The organism is Vibrio wakamikoensis (assembly GCF_050337275.1).
In the GTDB taxonomy this organism is placed as follows: Bacteria; Pseudomonadota; Gammaproteobacteria; order Enterobacterales; family Vibrionaceae; genus Vibrio; species Vibrio chaetopteri.
Genome location: NZ_JAKJST010000032.1, coordinates 13,857 through 33,431, shown reverse-complemented (window position 1 = coordinate 33,431; position 19,575 = coordinate 13,857). Strand labels below are relative to the sequence as shown.

The following is a 19,575-nucleotide window of genomic DNA, read 5'->3' as shown; positions in this document are numbered from 1 at the left end:
TGGGGTTGTGGCTCGTACAACCCTAAGTGGCAAGGAGGATCTATGTTTAGAAAAGGGATAATGGTTACGGCATTTGTGCTGTTGTCAGGGTGTGTGCAGCTCAAACCACCAACCGAAGAAAGCGCTCAAAGCTGGCAAGATTTTGGTTATCAATGGGCGATGAAAGGTTACATCATTGAAAGCCAATCTGATTTGGCAAAAAAAGCCCCTGAGTTGTCCGCTGAGCTATTTGCTCAGTATCAAGCAGGCTATGCAACAGGTAAAGCGGACTATTGTAAGCAGGATCCATTTATACTTGGCTATGATGGTAAAATTTATTATGGCATTTGCAATGACCTCGACCGCCGCTATAACGAAGAGTACTGGCGAGGTAAGAATGCTCGCAATCGCCGTTGATTAAGCGATTTCTCTGGCAAACGGCGACGCAGGTAATAAGGAGGAGCAATGAAAATAATTTGGGTTTCATTGTTTGCCGCGACACTGGTGGCGTGCGCTCAAAAAAGCGAGCCGAGCAGTACCTCGCAGCAAGATTGGTTTCAGTTTGGAGAGCAGCAAGCGCTGGTTGGCTATGAAAAACAGGGTGATGATGAATTGAAGCAGTCATCACATGTCAGTGTTGATAGCGAATTGTATCAAGCGTATTCAGCAGGCTACGAGCAAGGCCGACAGGAGTACTGTCAGCAAGATCCGAAAATACTCGGTAAAAAAGGCGAGTTGTATCGCGGTATTTGCGATGATATCCGACCGACGTTTCGGATTTGGTATAACAACGGCAAAGCGTCTCGAAGTCGCTATTAACGTCCTCTTTCTTACTAAAACCTCCACGATTTATAAAGGGCTCACCAACGTCAAGTTGGTGAGCCCTTTTTGATGTTTGTATTAGTCAGTCGGAGTAAACCGGTTGTCTAAAGCCTACTTGCCTTGAGCGCGTTCATACGATGATTGGATTTCATCACGCGCAGCTTGAACATCTGCCCAGCCATCGACTTTCACCCATTTGCCTGCTTCTAGTTCTTTATAACGCTCAAAGAATTGCGTGATTTGCGCTTTTAGAAGCTCTGGAATATCGTCTACATCTTGGATGTGGTCGTACTCTTTACTCAGTTTGCTGTGTGGAACTGCGAACACTTTAGCATCTTCGCCTGACTCATCGGTCATTTTCAGTACCCCTACTGGGCGGCAGCGAATCACTGAGCCTGGCATCAACGGGTACGGAGTTGGAACCAGCACGTCTACCGGGTCACCATCCAGTGATAGAGTGTGGTTTACATAGCCGTAGTTACAAGGGTAGAACATTGGGGCTGACATAAAGCGGTCAACGAATACGGCACCAGAGTCTTTATCGACTTCATACTTGATGGGATCAGCGTTTGCAGGGATTTCAATGACGACATAGATGTCATCTGGGAGTGACTTACCCGCAGGTACATTGTTTAAGCTCATTTTTGACTTTCCTTTTCTTTGTTCGATATTCCTTTAGGCGTAAGGAACTGAGGGCTGAAACACGAATCGTTTACAGTCAGTATACTTGGTTACTTTTAAAACAAAAAGTGCCTCATTGAGAGGCACTTCGAAGTTATTAGTCTTGGTACTCTTCGAGGAAGGATTCGACTTGTTCAACCATGTTCTTTGAACCTACAAAGAATGGTACGCGCTGGTGAAGCTCTGTCGGCTTGATATCCATAATACGCTGGGTACCATCTGACGCGACGCCGCCCGCTTGTTCCATGATGAATGCCATTGGGTTGCACTCATACAGCAAACGCAGTTTACCGCTAGGGTGACTCTGCGTGCTTGGGTAAAGGTAGATACCACCCTTAAGTAGGTTACGGTGGAAATCAGATACGAGTGAGCCAATATAGCGTGAGGTATATGGACGCTTCTCTTCTGGTACGTTTTCTTGGCAGTACTTAATGTACTTCTTCACACCCATAGGGAAGCGGATGTAGTTACCTTCGTTGATTGAGTAGATAGTTCCATCTTTAGGTATCAACATGTTTTCGTGTGAAAGACAGAAGCTACCGATAGATGGGTCGTAAGTGAAGCCGTTTACGCCTTTACCTGTTGTGTATACCAACATGGTTGACGAGCCGTAGACTACATAACCAGCCGCGACTTGTTTATTGCCTGGTTGTAGGAAGTCCTCTTGAGTTGGAGGTGTGCCTACTGGTGAGATACGGCGGTAAATAGAGAAAATAGTACCGACCGAGACATTGACATCGATGTTTGACGAACCATCCAATGGATCCATCAACACAACATATTTTGCGTTCTTGTTGAGCTCTTTATTGAACGCGACTGCCTCATCTTCTTCTTCACTCGCGACACCACAAACTTGGTCACGTGCTTCTAGCGCGGCTTTGAACTTATCATTCGCATAGACATCGAGCTTTTGCTGAGCTTCGCCTTGAACATTGTCTGTACCAACAGCACCTGTGATATCAACAAGGCCAGCTTTGTTGATTTCTCGGTTTACAATTTTTGCAGCAAGTCGAATCGAGGACAAAAGAGAGGAGAGATCACCGCTAGCGTGGGGGAAATCATGTTGCTTCTCAACAATGAATTCGCCAAGGGTGCGCATATCAGACATGTTATATCCTTAACTTTTTACTTATTTTCTTGGGGGTATGTGTGTGGAATGACGCGAAATCAAACGATTGCGCGAGTTGGGGGTATTCATCAACACACATGGATATTGTAGGGGGCAGAACTTTTTAATGGTAATGAAGTAAGAGTACAGAGTGGTAATTTGTATGATGAATGTCACATTTATTTGTCTAACCACTAACTTTCTCGCTTTTAACACACGCTTTGGGTATATATAGCGACAATGGCGTAAACTAAGACGCAACGGAATTTAAGAGAGCAAGTTATGCATATTCATATCCTTGGCATCTGCGGCACCTTTATGGGTGGCGCTGCTGTACTGGCCCAGCAACTTGGGCATCGAGTCACGGGCAGTGATGCAAACGTCTATCCACCAATGAGCACTCTATTGGAATCGGAAGGAATCGAAATCATCGAAGGTTTTGACCCTGCGCAGCTCAACCCAGCGCCCGATCTCGTAGTGATTGGTAATGCGATGAGTCGAGGTAATCCTTGTGTCGAATATGTCCTTAATCACAACCTTAAGTACACCTCTGGACCTCAATGGCTTCAGGAATTTCTTTTGCATGATCGCTGGGTATTGGCCGTGTCTGGAACGCACGGAAAAACTACGACTTCGAGTATGCTTAGCTGGATTTTAGAAGACTGCGGTTATACACCAGGCTTCTTGGTGGGCGGCGTTTTGGGCAACTTTGGACAATCGGCGAGGCTGGGTGAGTCGATGTTCTTTGTGGTCGAAGCGGATGAATACGACAGTGCCTTTTTCGATAAACGTTCTAAGTTTGTTCACTACCATCCTCGCACTTTGATCATGAATAACCTTGAGTTTGATCATGCGGATATTTTTGATGATCTTGAAGCGATCAAGAGGCAGTTCCATCATCTAGTACGCACGGTTCCGGGTAACGGAAGGATCATGACACCGAAAAGCGACAAAGCGCTCGGAGATGTTTTAGGTAGAGGCTGCTGGAGTGAAGTTGAACATACGGGTGCTGGTGCAGATTGGCACGCTAACAAACTGATTGCCGACGGCTCTCATTTTGAAGTGTTCTTGCATGGTGCGAAAGTGGGCGAGGTGAAATGGGATTTGGTGGGTGACCACAATGTCGATAATGCACTGATGGCGATTGCAGGTGCAAGACACGTAGGTGTTACGCCAGATTTAGCGTGTGAGGCACTGGGTAAGTTTATCAACACCAAGCGACGCCTCGAGTTAAAAGGCGAAGTGAATCAGGTGACGGTCTACGATGACTTTGCCCATCACCCAACGGCAATTGAACTGACGTTAGATGGTCTGCGTAACAAGGTCGGCGATAAACGTATTCTCGCGGTGTTGGAGCCGCGCAGTGCGACTATGAAACGTGGTGTGCACAAAGAGACGCTTGCCCAATCACTCACTAAAGCCGACCAAGTGTTCTTGTTTCAGCCAGACAGTATTGAATGGTCGGTACAAGACATTGCCGATGCGTGCAGCCAGCCCGCTCAAGTTGACAGCGACATTGATGCGTTGGTGGCTAAGATTGCAGCGCAGGGTGAGCCTGGCGATCAGATCTTGGTGATGAGTAACGGTGGCTTTGGTGGTATTCATCAGAAATTATTGGAGGCGTTAGCCTAATGAAATCGGCAGACAAAGCCATTACCCTTGCGTTTACTGGTGCCTCTGGGGCGCCTTACGGTATGCGCCTGCTCGAGTGTTTACTTGCTCAAGATTACACCGTGTATCTATTGATTTCGTCGGCAGCACGCGTGGTGCTTGCCACCGAGCATGATATTAAGCTGCCAAGCGGCCCAGATGCTGCCCACAAAGCTCTGACAGAGCATTTAAACTGCAAGCCAGAAAAGCTGATTGTGTGTGGTAAAGAAGATTGGTTCTCGCCCGTGGCTTCTGGTTCAGCTGCGCCGAAGCAGATGATAGTTTGTCCTTGTTCGGCGGGTAGCGTAGCAGCGATTGCTCACGGCATGTCAGATAACCTAATAGAGCGTGCCGCTGATGTAGTGATCAAAGAGAAAGGGCAACTGCTGTTGGTGGTGCGTGAAACGCCGTTCTCAACCATCCACCTTGAGAACATGCACAAGCTCTCCCAAATGGGGGTCACCATTATGCCTGCAGCGCCTGGCTTTTATCATCAGCCCAAATCTATTGAAGATTTGGTGGACTTTATCGTGGCTAGGGTGCTCGATCATATGGGGCTGGAACAAAATCTAGTGCCGCGTTGGGGCTACGATCAGCGATAGATCGACGTTAGCTAACGAATATTAAGGATAGATTTGGCGAATCTGTGACGAAAAGGTTACAATTCGCCCTCAAAGGTTGTAACTCACGGGGTGCACTAGCAGTGGTGCTGAGAGAAGGTCAAGCCTGATACCCGCGTACGTTAAGTAACAGCCCTGATCCAGATAATGCTGGCGTAGGGATGAGGCTCCTTTGCTATTAATCGGCTAAGTAGACACTCTAGCTCCAATTTATTGGATGCACTCCCACATCGCGCGTTTTCTCTGGGTCTCAAAACAATAACTAAGGACAGAACCAGTGAAAAACCACTCAATCAGCAAAATCGCGTTAGCGACAGCACTTTTTTCAACTCCACTCATAGCATCGGCACAATCGCTGACCGTTTATACCTACAGCTCATTTGCATCCGATTGGGGGCCAGGCCCTGCGATTGAAAAAGCATTCGAAGCCCAATGTGGTTGCGATCTCAACTATGTAGCGCTTGATGATGGCGTGTCTATCCTCAACCGACTTCGCTTGGAAGGCAGCAGCACTCAAGCAGATGTCGTGCTTGGTCTTGATAACAACCTAATGAGCGAGGCGAAAAAATCGGGGCTGCTTGCTAACCACGGTGCTGATTTGTCATCGGTAGTATTGCCGAATGGTTGGAGTGATGAGGTATTCGTCCCATTTGATTACGGCTACTTTGCCTTTGTGTACAACAAAGAGAAGGTAAAGAACCCACCTAAAAGCCTTAAAGAGTTGGTTGAACAGCGTGATGACCTTAAAGTGATTTACCAAGACCCACGCACGTCGACACCAGGCCAAGGCTTACTGCTGTGGATGAAGTCTGTGTATGGGGATGATTCAAGCGCTGCATGGCAGCAACTGTCGAAGAAAACCGTCACTGTGACTAAGGGTTGGTCTGAAGCGTATTCGATGTTCTTAGAAGGGGAGTCGGATCTCGTGCTGTCTTACACGACATCTCCGGCTTACCACATTATTGCAGAGCAAGACCAACGTTTCGCAGCGGCTGATTTTGCAGAAGGTCACTACACTCAAATAGAAGTTGCTGCCAAGGTGGCAGGAAGCAGCAACCAGAAACTTGCCGATGAGTTTATGCAGTTTATTGTCTCTGATAGCTTTCAATCCAACATACCTACGGGTAACTGGATGTACCCAGTGGTGGATAGCAACTTACCCGCTGGGTTTGAGAGCCTAACCATTCCCGCCAAGGCGTTGTCTTTCTCTCCTGACGAAGTGGCGAATAATCGCAAGGCGTGGATCCTTGAATGGCAATCTGCGTTGATTAAGTAACGCTGTCTATTCGGCGGTACGTTATTCTTACTAGAGAATAACGTACCGTTGGAAATCTTGTTCTTCCCTAGAGGTCACTGTGATTCGAATTCCCAAAGCCGGCTTAGTGGTTGCGCTGCTCATTGGCCTATATGTCGTTGCGTCCTTGTGGACACTGCTTTCCTATTCTTCCATTGATGATATTAGTCTGCTGTTTAGAGATCCTTATTATCAGCACGTGGCCAAATTCAGTTTCTGGCAAGCTAGCCTCTCGACGCTGTTAAGTGTTGGACTTGCTGTCCCCGTGGCTCATGCGCTTTCGCGTCGCCATTTCTGGGGGCGAGAGTGGCTACTCAAGCTGTTTGCCACAACCTTGGTCATGCCTGTGCTTGTTGGCGTGTTTGGCATTGTGGCTATCTATGGTAACCAAGGAGTGATTGCCAAATGGTTCGCTGGTGGCTCAGCGCTTTTTTCCATCTATGGGCTCAATGGTATTTTGCTCGCTCACGTGTTCTTCAATCTGCCTTTTGCTACTCGGCTATTGTTGGTAACGATAGAGGGCGTGCCAGAGGAGCAGCGAAAGTTGGCACTTCATCTTGGCATGAACAGTTGGCAATGCTTTCGGTTAGTGGAATGGCCAAGGCTAAAGTCGCATCTTCCTCACGTTATTGGTTTGGTGTTTATGCTTTGCTTTACTAGCTTTGCAACTGTCATGGCACTTGGGGGCGGACCACAAGCGACCACCATCGAGCTGGCTATCTATCAAGCGATTAAGTTCGACTTTGATTTGCCCACTGGCGCGGTGCTAGCACTTTGGCAAATGGTAATCTGTGCCGTTTTGGTGATGTTTGTTGGACGATTTAGTAAACCCGTTTCCGGTAAGAGTAATTTTCACGCGACGTCTAGCTTGCAACCCAAAGATACGGTGTTTAAAAAGGGCTGGGATAGCATTTGGATCATGGCAACCCTAATGCTCGTGATACCTCCGATTCTGGCTATTTTGCTCAGTGGTTTGAACTCGAAATTGTTTGACGTATTTACCGATTCGCGCTTTTGGAGTGCTATGGGTACTTCGCTGCAAGTGGCGGCATTAGCAGGGAGTATTGCTCTGCTGGTGGGCGTTGTCTTGCTATCAACAACGCGGGTTTTTAGGCTTAAGTCCCAAGCTCGACGAGCGGACAGCCTTGAGCTTGTGGGAACCGTTATTCTGGTGACACCAGCGTTAGTCCTTAGTACTGCTACCTTCTTGATGCTGCGAGGCATGACAAATGTGTTCAGCCTAGCGTTTGGCATTGTCGTGTTGGTCAATGCCCTAATGGCGCTGCCCTATGTGATTAAGACCTTGAATCAGCCGATGCAGCGCCTTGCTAGTCAATACTATCCGCTATGGCAAAGTCTCGGAATGCACGGACTGCGCCGATTTTGGTTGATGGAATGGCGCGCTATTCGAGCACCGATACTGCATGCATTTTCGATAAGCTTCATTTTGTCTATGGGTGACCTTACCGTGATTGCCCTATTCGGTAGCCAAAATTTTAATACCCTGCCACTGTATCTTTATCAGCTTATGGGCAGCTATCAGCTCGAATCGGCTGCCGTAGTATCCTTGGTGCTGTTTGCATTGAGTATCGGTATTTTTTCACTGACCGATACACTGAATAGAACGTCTAGAAAAGCTAGCTCAACCAAAAAACACTTTCAGGAAGGCTCTCGTCATGTTGCACCTAAATAACGTCGCCTATCGCTACCATAGTGATTGGTTCCACTTTGAACTTGAAGTAAGCCAAGGCGACATCGTCTCGTTGATTGGTCCAAGTGGTGCGGGAAAATCGACATTGTTGGCACTAGTATCTGGCTTTTGTCAGCCTGAATCCGGGGCAATTCAAGTAGAGGGGAAGGACATCGATAGGCTTGAGCCTCATCAAAGGCCGTTGTCGATGCTATTTCAAGAGCACAATCTTTTTGATCACCTATCAGTGTTTGACAACATTGGCTTAGGACTAAGTCCCGCTCTTAAACTCAATGAAGCTGACAGAAAGACAGTGCGTAATGCAGCAGAAAAAGTCGGGCTCGGAGAGATGTTAACGCGACTCCCTTCAGAGCTATCAGGTGGTCAAAAACAGCGGGTGGCGCTTGCGCGTTGCTTTGTACAGCCTCATCCTATATGGCTACTTGATGAGCCTTTTTCTGCCCTTGATCCTATTCTTCGTAAAGAAATGCTGAGTGTGGTGAAACAGCTAGCGAGCGAGAAACAAGTCACCGTGATCATGGTAACGCACCACTTAAGTGATGCACGCGCCATAGCGAATCGCTTTGCCTATTTGGCGAATGGCTGCATTGAAGCGCAAGGGGACATTGGTGAGCTGACGGATGTGCATCCGAATGCGGCATTGGCTGAGTTTGTCCAGGCGGCGCACTAGCGCCCATAAATAAAAAGGCAACTGACTGCTCAGTTGCCTTTCGTGATACTCAGTCGAGAACAGTCTTAAAACTCTTGCTCTTCTTCGTGCTTAAGCATTTGGAAGATTTCACGGAATGCTTTTGCAGGCTTCCCGGCTTGCTTCTCTTTGTTTGCTTGGCGAGCAAGCTGGCGCAGGCGCTGACGATCTAGCTCAGGATAAAGTGCTATTGCTGCTGCAATCGCCTCATCACCTTCAGCAATGATACGGTCGCGCAATTGCTCAAGCTTATGTAGAGCTGCAGTAGATTGTGAATGCTTGTTGCGTACACGATCGAGCGCCGCTTGAATCGGCTCAGGATCTTCGGTACGCATCAGCTTACCAATGTATTGCAACTGACGACGCCTAGCTTCATTTTTAAAGCGCTGCGCATCTGCGATCGCTTCTCTCAGATCTTCGCTAAGTGGGAATTTATCCAACACAGCAGGTTTTAGCTCAACGAGCTCTTCACCGAGCTTTTGCAACTCTTCCATGTCGTTCTTCATTTCGGTTCTACTTACCCAAATGATCTCTTCTTCCTCTTCCCAAGGCGCTTTCTGATTTTTGCGTGCCATGATGTCTGCCTATATCACTATCTCATTACGAATATCCGCTATTTTAGCAAGAAATCTGGGGAGAATGCGAAAACCTTGTTATTCTAGACTCAGTTATTAGCAAAGAATTAGATAAATATGGACGTAAGAGAGCAAGTTGCTCAGCAAAAAGCTGAGCTAGAAGCGGCAGTTGCGAAAGCATTGGACATGGCTTCGGTAAGTGCAGATGCGGCCGAGGTTGCGATCACCAAAAGCACGGGGCTTAGCGTATCGACGCGTATGTGCGAGGTGGAAAACGTTGAGTTCAATAGTGACGGTGCTTTAGGTATTACAGTTTACCGTGGACAGAAAAAAGGCAGCGCCTCAACTTCTGACCTGAGCGAAAAAGCGATTGCTCAAACGGTAGCAGCTGCGCTGGATATTGCTCAATACACGTCAGAAGATCCATACGCAGGCCCTGCGCCAAAAGAGCTTATGGTGACTGATATTCCAGACCTTGATCTCTTCCACCCTGATGAGCCAAACCCAGATATGGCGGCGCAAAAAGCCATTGCTGCTGAAAAGGCAGCGCTGGAGTACAGCGACAAAATCAAACAAAGTGATGGCGCGAGCTACGATAGTCATTATGGGGTAAAGGTTTATGGTAACTCTCACGGCCTGCTAGCGGGTTACGCATCAAGCCGCCACAGTATAAGTTGCAGCGTGATCGGCCAAGGCCAAAACGGTGACATGGAGCGAGACTATAGCTATACACTCGCTCGCCATCGTGACGATCTTTGGACACCTGAGTCTGTAGGTGAGCAAGCAGCGAAGAAAACGATTGAGCGTCTTGACGCACGAAAGATCAAAACTGGTCAATACCCAGTACTGTTTGCCAACGATGTTGCGACTGGATTGATAGGTCACCTCGTGATGGGTATCAGTGGTGGTAACCTGTATCGCAAGTCTTCATTCCTATTGGACAAACTGGGCGAGCAAATCTTGCCAGATTGGTTCTCGATACAAGAAAAGCCTCACGTGCTACGCGGACTGGCATCAAGCCCGTTTGACAATGAAGGTGTTGTTACGCGCGACATGGACATCATCACAGACGGTAAACTGGCGACCTACCTTCTAACCAGCTATGCGGCGCGTAAAATGAACATGACGCCAACTGGTCATGCTGGCGGCATCCACAACTGGTACGTAAAATCGACAGGCCAAGACTTTGACGCCATGCTCAAGCAGCTTGGAACTGGTCTATTGGTGACTGAAGTGATGGGGCAGGGCGTGAATATCGTAACTGGCGACTACTCGCGCGGCGCAGCAGGTTTCTGGGTTGAGAACGGTGAAATCCAATTCCCAGTATCTGAAATTACGGTTGCGGGCAATTTGGCACAAATGTTCCAACAAATTGTTGCTGTAGGTAATGATGTAGAGACACGTTCACAAATCCAAACTGGCTCGATTTTGCTGGAGTCGATGAAGGTGGCGGGGGAATAACCCTCAAGGCATTACCAAAGATAGTAAAAGGGCGTCATAATCATGACGCCCTTTTTGCATTTTAGCGATATGTGTTTATTCAAAACAAATTTCAATAAACGCATTACCCCAGTCTGAGGTAAATGGCATGATGATGATCGCGCCATCGCATTTGTGTCGGATGGTGTGGCCTTTACCTGATACCACAACCGGTGTTGCCATATCAAAATCAAAGCCGTTTTCTGCCAAGATACGTTTCGCTCCGCCCGTCACCATGTTGGTGATCTCACCCACCATATCGGTCACTTCTTCATTCAACCCATGTGGTTTTTCACCCAGCATGTTCTGCATGATTTCAAGGGCAAGCCCTTCCTCAAACGTAATCGACATTGAACCACGGGTTTGTGTGCCTACCATACCGATGAGGCCAGACACATCGCCTCGAGCGATCTCGTCTTTTTTTATTCTTGGCTTAAGTGGCTTGATCTCCATTGAAGCCATCGTTTTTAGCACATTCATCAATGAGGCTAAAAACGGATTTACAAATTCAGCGCGCATAACTTCTTCTATTTGTTCGATTCTTCCAATGATGAACACGTCTGACATGTGCCATGAGTTTCTATGACGTGATTTGAAAACTGGAAGCCATGTTTTTCAACGTTGCTATTAAGCAAGGCTATCAGAATATCATCTTGTAGTTCAACGACATTACCGCACTTGTCACAAATCAGCAGATGCGAGTAGTGCTTATGCTCACCAAATGAACAACAAGAGACAAAACTGTTAGTCGATTCAACGCGATGGATAAATCCTTGCTCTAAAAGAAAGTCCAGTGCTCGGTATACCGTTGGTGGCTTTGCCTGCGGTTCAGTGACCTTGAGTTGGTCAAGGAGTTCATAGGCACTTGAGGCCTTATTACTGTCACAAATCAGCTCATACACACGCTTACGCTGAGGCGTTAAACGAACCCCTCGCGCCGAGCACGTTTCTTCTAGTTGTTTGATTAGCTTCTGATCCACATGTCCACCTATGTTTGCGAATTCTGTTCATTTTATACTAATTCCTTCGGTAGGTCGTTAGTCTCGATTATAGAATTGTTGGCAGCGTATCTAGTTGTAAGTTGCAAAGCCGAGTTGACGACATAAGAGCAGCCACAGTTCACAATTCTAGAGTGTGGTTTGAGTGAGATTTTTACGACCGGCTTCAACTTAAATCAGTCTTTTTTCGGTGCGATGACCAGCATAATAATATGGCATTGGAGAAAGGAGGCGGTATGTTGAGAGTGGGATATTGTGAAGTTAATGACCTGCAACTTAGTCCATCAAGCAAAACGGCAGTATCACAAGTTCACGATATTATTAATCGGGGGGGGAATGTTGGGCTTTGCGATTGCTTCAACACCGCTCTATCAGATATTTTTTAGTCCAAGTGTGACAGGGAAGCCGGTTGAAACCATGATTACAATTCGTGAATACGATTGGGAGATCTTTGGCGAGGCGATGTCGAGTGTTTCTAAAATTTCAAAAGACAGGGTTTTGCAAATAGCAGAACCTCTTACATGGACAACAAGTGGGTCGGAACAAAAGTTTTGGAGGTGTATAAGTGAAGCTGCACTTTAGTAGGATTCTGCTTCTTCTACCACTCTCGGCGTGCGCCGCTGAAACAACTTTAGACCGCTTTGATTTATTGGTCGAGTGGAACAATAGACACTCGGAGTGCTTTGACATCCGAAGCCGCAATGCTGAAACGTTTCCAATAACACCTTGGTTTGAATCTTTGACTAAAGATGATAAGAAACGGGTCGTTTTGTATTTGTCTGAGCTCAAGATGTACCAATGTACATTAGGGGAGACAAGTAAGATAAAGCAGAGATACTCGGAACAAGACGTTCAAGAGTTGGAAAAGATGCTTGGTTCTACGCTTAGGCTTGATGAACCCGACAAAAACGACATTGAAGATTTGGACTACCGACAAATTGAGCTAATCAGCGAGCAGATCTCTGTCTTCAGTGTTTTGGTTGTCGCTGAACAATTGAATGTCTTATAGAGTCCGATACGTCAGTTAACAATAGAGAGCAGTGCTTTTTTTCTGAATGTTTTCGAATCTCTGTGTATAATCTCCGACCTATTTTTGAAGACGACGTCTACAATGAAGCGTTTTGACGCTTTTTAGTATACGTTGCACTGCTGAATGATGTCATTTGTCCTGCTTCTTCCACATGATTATGGAGGGGACATTTGGGGGCAATTCTAGCAAGTTCATGTATATATACAGCATCAAGATTTCGAGTAACACCATATGAAGCCTGAAGAAACTAGTAAATACACTGCGAACCGCTTATCCGTTGCGCCCATGCTCGATTGGATCTAATGCATTGCTATATATAGCTTAACCAAGTTTAAGGGGAACTATAGGGGTACCACTCATGCGTTGTATGTATATAAAACCAGTAACTAAAACTGTTGACTAGATGTTTTGGGTTGGGCTATAGTCTGCACCAGAAGCAAGCACTATATATGTTTGCTGCTGATTTCGGGGCTCGGCTTTTTAGTCGAGCTTCCGCGTATCTGGAACATGGAAATGCAATGACGCAAGTTTATATAGTCTATCTTGACGAATTTGGCCATGTTGGCCCCTATGTCTCTCCTGAACATCCCAGCCACAATACACACCCTGTCTTTGGACTCGGAGGGTTTGTATTACCTGCTTCTAAAGTTAGATCATTCTCATCGTTTTTCTTTAAGCTCAAGCAAGATTTATTCGGTAACTACGATATCCCTGAAGCTCGAAAAAAAGCAGAGCGAAAAGGGGAGTTTTTTCAACTTTCTACTTGGGAAAAGAAGGGGTCAAAACAGTATTCAGTTGCCAATCTGAAGAAGTTTAAACGTTTTCTACTTGACTCTACATACCAAATCATTAAACGAATCACGCGAGATGGTGGTTTTCTTTTCTATGTCGGTGAAGCTAAGCATATCGGTGAGGAAGGACATGTACCTCAGCGAGTATATACAGCAAGCCTAAAAGAAATAATCAAGCGCTTAGATGATGAGTTTAAAGGGCAGGATGCGCAGTTTTTGATTTTCATGGATGATCATGAAACTCGAACACAAATCGTAAAAAATGCCATTTACGAAATGCATCAGCAACAGAAATTTCAGCTAATTGAAGCACCTATTCAGGTGGATAGTAAACTCTACCAAACGATACAGTGTGCTGACTGGCTTTGTGCGATTTACGGAAAAATAGCTTTTTATGACGTAGAACCAGATAGTAAACCTGACTACGAACTATTTAAGCGCTACTTTGGTAATCGTATAGCACAAGCGCAAAAGCGTAGTAATGTCAGAAATAGCTTTCCAAGACCTAGAAAGCCAACCGAAGAAGCTTTGAACAAGTTGGTTGATAAGTTTCAAAAGTAAAATGAGGAGTCATTCGACTCCTTTACATCCTTTGCCCTGACCAAACCACTTCCCCAATAATCTCAAAGTCAGCCCCTTTAATATCCTCACGACTTAGCTCCCACGGCTCATAAGCAGCATTATCACTCACGACCTTGATTCCATTTGGCAAGAACTGAAGCCTTTTCACCATCAAGCGGCTATCGTATCGGAATACATAAACACCGTCAGTCGTGAAACCATCTACACGGTTTACCATCACAATGCTCTGATTCTGCAGAGTAGGACTCATGCTATCGCCGCGCACTGGCATTAAGAAGATATTGTTGGGGTTGTAGCCTAGCTCTTGGCGTATAAAGCGCTCACTGAATACCATTGAACTTGATTCTTCAATCTTCTCGACTAGTGCGCCATGACCCGCGCTCACTTCGATATCAAAAAACTTCAGTTCAAGATACCCCCTTGGTGCGAGAGAGCCCGTTTTTGCGATCTCCTGCGCTTTTAAGAAAATATCTTCAGGAATGTGATCTCGGTGTTTCCAGTTGGAAATAGTCTTTGGTGACTTACCTAAAACCCTTGCTAAATCAACGTTCTTAGAGGTGTTGGTTAGTTTCTTTAGTTCCTTTAATTGTTCCTCAAAACTTCCCATATAGATTTCTCCGTGTACTTTTGGGGTTGTATTCTTGATTTTGATCCTCAATAATTCCCTGCAAGCTATTTCGGGGTGTTTGAGGGATGTTGGAGTTTCCTTTAATGCCTTTAAGTGTACTACACGGAGGAAGTATGAACACAAATTTTGCACTACTAGCACGATTCGAAAGTCCCACGGTGGAACTAAAGCAGGTATGCCAAGAGTTTTTCGGTATCACACCCAAAACGGCAGAGCAACGAGCGAAGGCTTGTGACTTTCCCGTTCCTACCTTCAAGTTGCGTGATTCTGAGCGCAGCCCATCACTAATCAAAATTGAAGATCTCGCTGCGTATATCGACCAACGCCATGCTGAAGCTATGAGTGATTGGCAGTCAGTAAACGGAGGTGCACTATGAAAACGCCACTACATGCAATCAGTATTGACTTTTCGCATTCGAGCGAAGCGATGGAGCTTTTCAAGATAGTCAAAGCTCGTTTGGATTGGCTTAGCCCTAGCTCTCCTGAGTTCGCTTTTTTGCATCCCGTATATTTGCAGCTCAAGCAAGACGTTGAACTGTTAGAAAGCTTGGAGGTTTAGTTTGGACGTTGACTATACCCCAGCAATCTCAATTGTTGACGCACCAATCAGCGACCCAATACATGCACCCTGTAAGGATATGGCGGGGTGCGCCAACTTCGACCCTGACAAGAGTGAGAAGTCGGCGCGTATGGTTCAAAAGCTACGTTCTGAGCTTGGCTTGAACCGCCCACGCGCTCGCAAACTCAACGTTAACCCTCTGACTTGGACTAAGCGTTAATCAATGCAGAAAATCGGTAAGACCACCAATAATCCGTTGACTAAGCTCCCGACCAATCTGCGTCAGGAGCTTGCAACGTATGTGATGAAAAACCAAGCCACGGCGCCTCATTTGGCGATGGTAGCGGAAAAGCATCAACCGCTATGTGGTGCCACGCCCAAAGAACGTGTGTTTGAGTTCGCTCACCGAGTCGCTAACAAGTTCAAGCTACCTAATGACATTCGCAACTACCTTGATAAAGCGTCAGCAGTTCGTTTTCGTAAGTACGGCTTTAAGCGCGCATTGCAATTCATTGAGTCACGCAGCGCGGCGGCATCGTCTGCACTTGGCGTATTGCCAGAGCCATATTGGACAATCAACACAGAGTTAAAACGTGCTCGCCTTGCTACTGAGCTTTCAGGGCGCGCAAGTTTTCACTTTGAACTTGTCGCCAAAACAGGCGGCACGGCGTTTGATGCGATTAAACGCATTCATGAATATGTTGGGGCTTGCCTTTGGATGCCTCAATTTGAAGTCGCCAACGATGAAGATGAGGCTTATTCCATCCTTGCTCGTTTGCTTGATGAGGGCGTATGGCGCCGAGCCATCGATAAACAGACCATTGCAGCGTTTGAGAATGCGCGCAGGGCGGCGGGAATGGTATCGCCGCACATTTCCCCTTATGCGTCGATTTCGGCGTGTGAGTGGCTCAAGATTCGCCAAGAGCGACAGCGTGAATGGTTAGAACTCATGGCGATTGAATCCGTTGAGGGTGATGTGGTGGAAATGTCACAGGTGCATGAGTCGTCACAGTCCAACCCTGTCAATCGTCGTCACGAACTCATGACCCGTATTGCTGGCTGTCAGGAGTATGCCGACTCAAACAACCACGCCGCCATTTTTATCACTATGACGGCACCAAGCCGTTTTCACCGACTCACCAAGCGCGGTGAATACTGGATTGAAAACACCCATTGGGACGGTGGCACCCCAAAAGGTGCTCATGCTTGGTTGTCTATGTCTTGGAATCGCTTTCGAGCATGGGCGGGGCGCAATGATTTAACCTATTACGGGATGCGAGTCGTGGAGCCTCACCAAGACGGCACACCGCATTGGCACGGCGTGTTTTTCATGCCACTTGAGCAAATGCCCGTGTTTATCAGAATGCTTCAGGAGTACCAATTTCAGCGTGACAGCGATGAGCTTTATTTCAAGAACGGCGACCCAAAACACCGAGCTATGAAAGCGCGCTTTGAAGCTAAGATGTTGGACGGCACCGAAGGCGGCGCCGTGGCTTATCTTGCCAAGTACATTTCTAAGAACGTTGACGGCTTTGGGCTTGAGGATTTATCGGATCTCGATAACAAGAAAGCCAAGCTGCAAGACACGGTGAAAAACGTCACCTCATGGTCACGCACCTTCTGTTTTCGTCAGTTCCAATTTCAAAAAACACCGTCTGTCACGGTATGGCGCGAGCTAAGACGCATTAGCGACGAGCAAGAATATTGCACCTTTGAGAAGGCGCGCCGTGCGGCTGATGCGGGTTTCTTTTCTGCCTTTTTCGATTACATGGGCGGCCACAGACTGCCTCAATCCATGCGCCCAATCACCACCAAGAAAGAAGCCAAAGAGAACAAATACGGCGAAATGACAGCGCGTGTTATTGGGTTACGTGGAAGCGGTCTAGAAGTGCTCACCCATGAGATAGAGTGGAAGCTCATCAAAAAGCCTTCCGACTTGTCGGAGGCTCAAACAAGCAAGCGGGAGCTTGCGCCTTGGTCTAGTGGCAATAATTGTACGCAGAAAATTTCGCCACCAAGACAACAACAAATCATTGATAACTTTTTCCTGTTCAACGAGCTAGATAGGTTTGGCTCGCCAGAGTGGGAGGAGTTCGCCGCCAGAGGTGTAACGTAGGAAGTGCCAACGATGTGAATCAGGGGCAATCATAGGGAAAGGTATGGGCGTTGAATCCAGTTCAGATTTGGAAGTGTCTAAACAGTGCTAGTAACCCAACGCCCAACCTAAGTGTAGGAGTTAAAACCTCTAACTGCATGTATTTTATGTGATAGATGTCATATCAATATAAATAATCAACCAACGTCGAGAGACAGGGGAACACCATGAAAACCATGACCAAAGATGAGTGCCAAGCCGAGCTTGCGCGCCTTAACACCATTGACGCACTGGAAGCGGAGTTAGAAACGGCGTTTGATACCGTGAAAGACCTGTCACCAAGTGAGCTTTTATCACTGGCGCCCAAAGTCCTTATGGGCGGTGCAGACCCGCTTTCCATGCTTGGCTTAGACCCCAAGCTCATAGACAAAGCAAAACTCGTCGCCAAATCAAACCGAGTGATTCGAGCGCAGCGCAAACAAGCGCTTGAAAAGCAGTTGAATGCAGTGATTGAGGAGGCGACCACCGATGAGTAAAACGCCCAATCCAGTGCGCGGCTATGTGCCGTGCCCTGTTTGCAGCAGTACTGCCACCGTTCACATGGTGGGTGAAGGTCGCTTGATAGATAGCGGGGAAACGGTCAAGAACGGTCGCAACCTTGGCTTGCTCTATTACAAGTGCCCTAGCTGCGGCAACAGTTCAATGAGCAAAACCGTGAGTGGCTATTGCACTGACAATATGACCGAAACCGCCGATGCGCTCAAAGCCTTATCTGACAAGGTTGAGCCAACGGTGAGCGAGTCGGTTGAATCAACGGTTGAACCGACTGTTGAAAGCGTTGAGAGTTTTTCGCCTACGGTAACCCCTCCCGCTGAAGTGCTGCCACCAACCGAGCCAAGTACCACTGAAACCACTGAGCCAACACCGCCAGAGGCAAGCCTGAAACCGCAAATCTTTAAGGTTGCCGCCTGTCTTGGCGTCATTGTCGTGTTGCTGTTTGCCATCAAGCGCATGTTAGCCAAACCACAATCTAGTGAGGAGGACGATAGCCATGAGTAACCCAACCGTTGAAACAAGCGCTGACAACCTTGATGAGTTGGATGCGTACATTGCCAACCTTAACAATGAGCCGTCAGCACAAGAAGGCGCGTTAGCTTCAACTGAAAGTCAGTCAGAGGTCGATACCAGTGAGGCGTTTGATGCACTGGTCACCACGGGGCTTGTGGTGGTTGAGCAAGCTGTGTCGATTCTCAAAGATATTGATTTTGAGTTTGATGAACGCGCCAAGCAAAGCGTGGTGAATGCGGCTCGCCCTGTTGCCAAGCAATACGGCGGGACACTGCTCGACCAATGTGGTGATTACATGAATGTCATGACCCTTGCCTTGGCAATCCTTGGTTTGTGGTGGGCGTCGAAAAAGCAAATCACTGCCCTTGAACTGAAAAAGCAGCAGGAGGCCGAGCGTGACTCTCATCGTAAACCCGATTAACTCGAACCCATCCCATGACGCCGAGCACACCGTGTACCTTGGCGGCACGGGTAGCGGCAAAACCAGTGCAGTGAAATACATGGGGCTAGTACCTAAAAAGTCGCAAGCCCTGTTCTTTGACCCGTACCGCAACTACGCAGGTCAAAAGTTTCACGGGCAAATGTGCCACGGCTTTACTGACCCCGCTAAGTTTATCAAGGCGGCGGTACAAGGGCGCCGTTCGGGATGTTCGTTTAAGCTCGCCTACATTCCCCCAAAGGGCGCGTGTATGTCTGAGCTTGAAACCTTTAGCGCGATTGCTTGGGCGCTTGGTGATGGTCATAAACCCAAGCTGCATGTGGTGATTGAGGAGCTGGCAAGCTGCGCGGAAACGTCAGGTAAGCTTGAAGGCAAAACAGGTGAATTGCTTCGTGGTGGTCGCCAGTTTGGTCATGTGGTTCACACCATTTTTCAGCGCGGTCAGGAGGTGCCCAAAACCGTCACTAACCAATCAAGCGTGTGGTGGCTCGGTGCCGTGAACTCTGGCGTTGATGCTGATTGGGTTGCCAAGCAAAAAGGTGTGCATTCTAACGAAGTGGCCGATCTTAAAAGTGCCAAGGTCAATAAGCAGTGTATCGGCAAAGCGATTGCTGAATACCTGATTATTCGTGACGGCATTGGCAACCTAGAGCGCGGCGCGCTGAACTGCGAAACGGGCAAAAGGCTCTCTCGAAACTACCGCTAACCTCTCATTTCAACCTATAGGTTAAAAGTTATACCTATAGGTTGAACCTTAGTGACGAAATCCCCTCTACCT

At 47.3% G+C, this 19,575-nt stretch carries 25 protein-coding genes; 19 read left to right on the top strand and 6 right to left on the bottom strand.

Annotated elements, in window-relative coordinates; genetic code table 11:
* Positions 1–42: 42 nt before the first annotated feature.
* Together L4C42_RS18820 and L4C42_RS18815 are read left to right on the top strand one after the other, a co-directional pair.
* Entirely contained in the window at positions 43–396 is a 354-nt protein-coding gene (locus L4C42_RS18820; protein ID WP_353497252.1) for a DUF2799 domain-containing protein, read from the top strand.
* 48 nt (positions 397–444) lie between these two features.
* Positions 445–798 carry a DUF2799 domain-containing protein gene (locus L4C42_RS18815; RefSeq protein WP_353497251.1) on the top strand — a complete coding sequence of 118 codons (354 nt, stop codon included), beginning with the start codon at positions 445–447 and terminating at the stop codon, positions 796–798.
* Positions 799–912: 114 nt separating this feature from the next.
* Here the strand turns inward: L4C42_RS18815 and ppa are convergent, their stop codons facing one another.
* A complete protein-coding gene (ppa, locus tag L4C42_RS18810) occupies positions 913–1,443 on the bottom strand; it encodes an inorganic diphosphatase (protein WP_353497250.1) in 531 nt (176 codons plus the stop codon).
* A gap of 136 nt (positions 1,444–1,579) precedes the next feature.
* On the bottom strand, positions 1,580–2,590 hold the full coding sequence (fbp, locus tag L4C42_RS18805) for a class 1 fructose-bisphosphatase (protein WP_353497249.1): 1,011 nt from the start codon (positions 2,588–2,590) through the stop codon (positions 1,580–1,582).
* 282 nt (positions 2,591–2,872) lie between these two features.
* Here fbp and mpl point away from each other — a divergent pair, with 282 nt between their 5' ends.
* From mpl to thiQ, 5 genes are all read left to right on the top strand, one after another.
* Entirely contained in the window at positions 2,873–4,222 is a 1,350-nt protein-coding gene (gene mpl / locus L4C42_RS18800; RefSeq protein WP_353497248.1) for a UDP-N-acetylmuramate:L-alanyl-gamma-D-glutamyl-meso-diaminopimelate ligase, read from the top strand.
* Positions 4,222–4,842, top strand: a complete 621-nt coding sequence (locus L4C42_RS18795; protein ID WP_353497247.1) for a flavin prenyltransferase UbiX — start codon at positions 4,222–4,224, stop codon at positions 4,840–4,842. The genes mpl and L4C42_RS18795 overlap by 1 nt, the downstream gene beginning before the upstream one ends.
* Before the next feature lie 310 nt (positions 4,843–5,152).
* The gene (gene thiB / locus L4C42_RS18790) at positions 5,153–6,136 is read left to right on the top strand and encodes a thiamine ABC transporter substrate binding subunit (RefSeq protein ID WP_418642299.1); all 984 of its coding nucleotides are present in this window, start codon (positions 5,153–5,155) and stop codon (positions 6,134–6,136) included.
* Positions 6,137–6,215: 79 nt separating this feature from the next.
* Positions 6,216–7,847, top strand: coding sequence for a thiamine/thiamine pyrophosphate ABC transporter permease (thiP, locus tag L4C42_RS18785; RefSeq protein WP_353497246.1), 1,632 nt, complete (start codon positions 6,216–6,218; stop codon positions 7,845–7,847).
* Complete coding sequence (thiQ, locus tag L4C42_RS18780; RefSeq protein ID WP_353497245.1) at positions 7,831–8,535, top strand: thiamine ABC transporter ATP-binding protein; 705 nt, start codon at positions 7,831–7,833, stop codon at positions 8,533–8,535. Before thiP ends, thiQ begins: the two co-directional genes overlap by 17 nt.
* 65 nt (positions 8,536–8,600) lie before the next feature.
* Here thiQ and yjgA read toward each other — a convergent pair whose 3' ends face one another.
* Positions 8,601–9,128, bottom strand: coding sequence for a ribosome biogenesis factor YjgA (gene yjgA / locus L4C42_RS18775; RefSeq protein ID WP_353497244.1), 528 nt, complete (start codon positions 9,126–9,128; stop codon positions 8,601–8,603).
* A gap of 117 nt (positions 9,129–9,245) precedes the next feature.
* On the opposite strand from yjgA, the gene pmbA reads away from it, so the two are divergent.
* A complete protein-coding gene (gene pmbA, locus L4C42_RS18770; protein ID WP_353497243.1) occupies positions 9,246–10,589 on the top strand; it encodes a metalloprotease PmbA in 1,344 nt (447 codons plus the stop codon).
* A gap of 75 nt (positions 10,590–10,664) precedes the next feature.
* Here the strand turns inward: pmbA and L4C42_RS18765 are convergent, their stop codons facing one another.
* Together L4C42_RS18765 and zur are read right to left on the bottom strand one after the other, a co-directional pair.
* Positions 10,665–11,126 (bottom strand): chemotaxis protein CheX, encoded by a 462-nt coding sequence (locus tag L4C42_RS18765; RefSeq protein ID WP_112481216.1) that lies wholly within the window; start codon positions 11,124–11,126, stop codon positions 10,665–10,667.
* Positions 11,127–11,134: 8 nt separating this feature from the next.
* Entirely contained in the window at positions 11,135–11,587 is a 453-nt protein-coding gene (gene zur, locus L4C42_RS18760) for a zinc uptake transcriptional repressor Zur (RefSeq protein WP_112460381.1), read from the bottom strand.
* Between the two features lie 273 nt (positions 11,588–11,860).
* Here zur and L4C42_RS18755 point away from each other — a divergent pair, with 273 nt between their 5' ends.
* From L4C42_RS18755 to L4C42_RS18745, 3 genes are all read left to right on the top strand, one after another.
* Positions 11,861–12,187 carry a hypothetical protein gene (locus L4C42_RS18755; protein ID WP_418641777.1) on the top strand — a complete coding sequence of 109 codons (327 nt, stop codon included), beginning with the start codon at positions 11,861–11,863 and terminating at the stop codon, positions 12,185–12,187.
* Entirely contained in the window at positions 12,171–12,614 is a 444-nt protein-coding gene (locus L4C42_RS18750) for a hypothetical protein (protein ID WP_353497241.1), read from the top strand. The genes L4C42_RS18755 and L4C42_RS18750 overlap by 17 nt, the downstream gene beginning before the upstream one ends.
* A gap of 539 nt (positions 12,615–13,153) precedes the next feature.
* Entirely contained in the window at positions 13,154–13,987 is an 834-nt protein-coding gene (locus L4C42_RS18745) for a DUF3800 domain-containing protein (protein WP_429761614.1), read from the top strand.
* A gap of 22 nt (positions 13,988–14,009) precedes the next feature.
* Here the strand turns inward: L4C42_RS18745 and L4C42_RS18740 are convergent, their stop codons facing one another.
* The gene (locus L4C42_RS18740; protein WP_429761613.1) at positions 14,010–14,615 is read right to left on the bottom strand and encodes a S24 family peptidase; all 606 of its coding nucleotides are present in this window, start codon (positions 14,613–14,615) and stop codon (positions 14,010–14,012) included.
* A 134-nt stretch (positions 14,616–14,749) separates the two neighbouring features.
* Here L4C42_RS18740 and L4C42_RS18735 point away from each other — a divergent pair, with 134 nt between their 5' ends.
* From L4C42_RS18735 to L4C42_RS18700, 8 genes are all read left to right on the top strand, one after another.
* On the top strand, positions 14,750–15,013 hold the full coding sequence (locus L4C42_RS18735; RefSeq protein ID WP_353497238.1) for a pyocin activator PrtN family protein: 264 nt from the start codon (positions 14,750–14,752) through the stop codon (positions 15,011–15,013).
* A complete protein-coding gene (locus L4C42_RS18730; protein WP_429761612.1) occupies positions 15,010–15,195 on the top strand; it encodes a hypothetical protein in 186 nt (61 codons plus the stop codon). The genes L4C42_RS18735 and L4C42_RS18730 overlap by 4 nt, the downstream gene beginning before the upstream one ends.
* A gap of 1 nt (position 15,196) precedes the next feature.
* A complete protein-coding gene (locus L4C42_RS18725) occupies positions 15,197–15,415 on the top strand; it encodes a hypothetical protein (protein WP_429761611.1) in 219 nt (72 codons plus the stop codon).
* Between the two features lie 3 nt (positions 15,416–15,418).
* Positions 15,419–17,311, top strand: a complete 1,893-nt coding sequence (locus L4C42_RS18720; protein WP_429761610.1) for a replication endonuclease — start codon at positions 15,419–15,421, stop codon at positions 17,309–17,311.
* 206 nt (positions 17,312–17,517) lie between these two features.
* Positions 17,518–17,826, top strand: a complete 309-nt coding sequence (locus L4C42_RS18715) for a hypothetical protein (RefSeq protein WP_429761609.1) — start codon at positions 17,518–17,520, stop codon at positions 17,824–17,826.
* Positions 17,819–18,349, top strand: coding sequence for a hypothetical protein (locus L4C42_RS18710; protein WP_429761608.1), 531 nt, complete (start codon positions 17,819–17,821; stop codon positions 18,347–18,349). The genes L4C42_RS18715 and L4C42_RS18710 overlap by 8 nt, the downstream gene beginning before the upstream one ends.
* On the top strand, positions 18,342–18,779 hold the full coding sequence (locus L4C42_RS18705) for a hypothetical protein (protein ID WP_429761607.1): 438 nt from the start codon (positions 18,342–18,344) through the stop codon (positions 18,777–18,779). Before L4C42_RS18710 ends, L4C42_RS18705 begins: the two co-directional genes overlap by 8 nt.
* A complete protein-coding gene (locus tag L4C42_RS18700; protein ID WP_252013261.1) occupies positions 18,754–19,503 on the top strand; it encodes a hypothetical protein in 750 nt (249 codons plus the stop codon). The genes L4C42_RS18705 and L4C42_RS18700 overlap by 26 nt, the downstream gene beginning before the upstream one ends.
* The last annotated feature ends 72 nt before the right edge of the window (positions 19,504–19,575 follow it).

Excerpts from the sequence above, each read along its gene's own strand:
- pmbA (WP_353497243.1), top strand. The coding sequence starts at position 9,246 with ATGGACGTAAGAGAGCAAGTTGCTCAGCAAAAAGCTGAGCTAGAAGCG.
- L4C42_RS18740 (WP_429761613.1), bottom strand. The coding sequence starts at position 14,615 with ATGGGAAGTTTTGAGGAACAATTAAAGGAACTAAAGAAACTAACCAAC.
- L4C42_RS18795 (WP_353497247.1), top strand. The coding sequence starts at position 4,222 with ATGAAATCGGCAGACAAAGCCATTACCCTTGCGTTTACTGGTGCCTCT.
- mpl (WP_353497248.1), top strand. The coding sequence starts at position 2,873 with ATGCATATTCATATCCTTGGCATCTGCGGCACCTTTATGGGTGGCGCT.
- L4C42_RS18815 (WP_353497251.1), top strand. The coding sequence starts at position 445 with ATGAAAATAATTTGGGTTTCATTGTTTGCCGCGACACTGGTGGCGTGC.
- L4C42_RS18765 (WP_112481216.1), bottom strand. The coding sequence starts at position 11,126 with ATGCGCGCTGAATTTGTAAATCCGTTTTTAGCCTCATTGATGAATGTG.
- L4C42_RS18705 (WP_429761607.1), top strand. The coding sequence starts at position 18,342 with ATGAGTAACCCAACCGTTGAAACAAGCGCTGACAACCTTGATGAGTTG.
- L4C42_RS18735 (WP_353497238.1), top strand. The coding sequence starts at position 14,750 with ATGAACACAAATTTTGCACTACTAGCACGATTCGAAAGTCCCACGGTG.
- L4C42_RS18710 (WP_429761608.1), top strand. The coding sequence starts at position 17,819 with ATGAGTAAAACGCCCAATCCAGTGCGCGGCTATGTGCCGTGCCCTGTT.
- L4C42_RS18820 (WP_353497252.1), top strand. The coding sequence starts at position 43 with ATGTTTAGAAAAGGGATAATGGTTACGGCATTTGTGCTGTTGTCAGGG.
- L4C42_RS18730 (WP_429761612.1), top strand. The coding sequence starts at position 15,010 with ATGAAAACGCCACTACATGCAATCAGTATTGACTTTTCGCATTCGAGC.
- ppa (WP_353497250.1), bottom strand. The coding sequence starts at position 1,443 with ATGAGCTTAAACAATGTACCTGCGGGTAAGTCACTCCCAGATGACATC.
- yjgA (WP_353497244.1), bottom strand. The coding sequence starts at position 9,128 with ATGGCACGCAAAAATCAGAAAGCGCCTTGGGAAGAGGAAGAAGAGATC.
- L4C42_RS18720 (WP_429761610.1), top strand. The coding sequence starts at position 15,419 with ATGCAGAAAATCGGTAAGACCACCAATAATCCGTTGACTAAGCTCCCG.
- fbp (WP_353497249.1), bottom strand. The coding sequence starts at position 2,590 with ATGTCTGATATGCGCACCCTTGGCGAATTCATTGTTGAGAAGCAACAT.
- thiQ (WP_353497245.1), top strand. The coding sequence starts at position 7,831 with ATGTTGCACCTAAATAACGTCGCCTATCGCTACCATAGTGATTGGTTC.
- L4C42_RS18745 (WP_429761614.1), top strand. The coding sequence starts at position 13,154 with ATGACGCAAGTTTATATAGTCTATCTTGACGAATTTGGCCATGTTGGC.
- L4C42_RS18715 (WP_429761609.1), top strand. The coding sequence starts at position 17,518 with ATGAAAACCATGACCAAAGATGAGTGCCAAGCCGAGCTTGCGCGCCTT.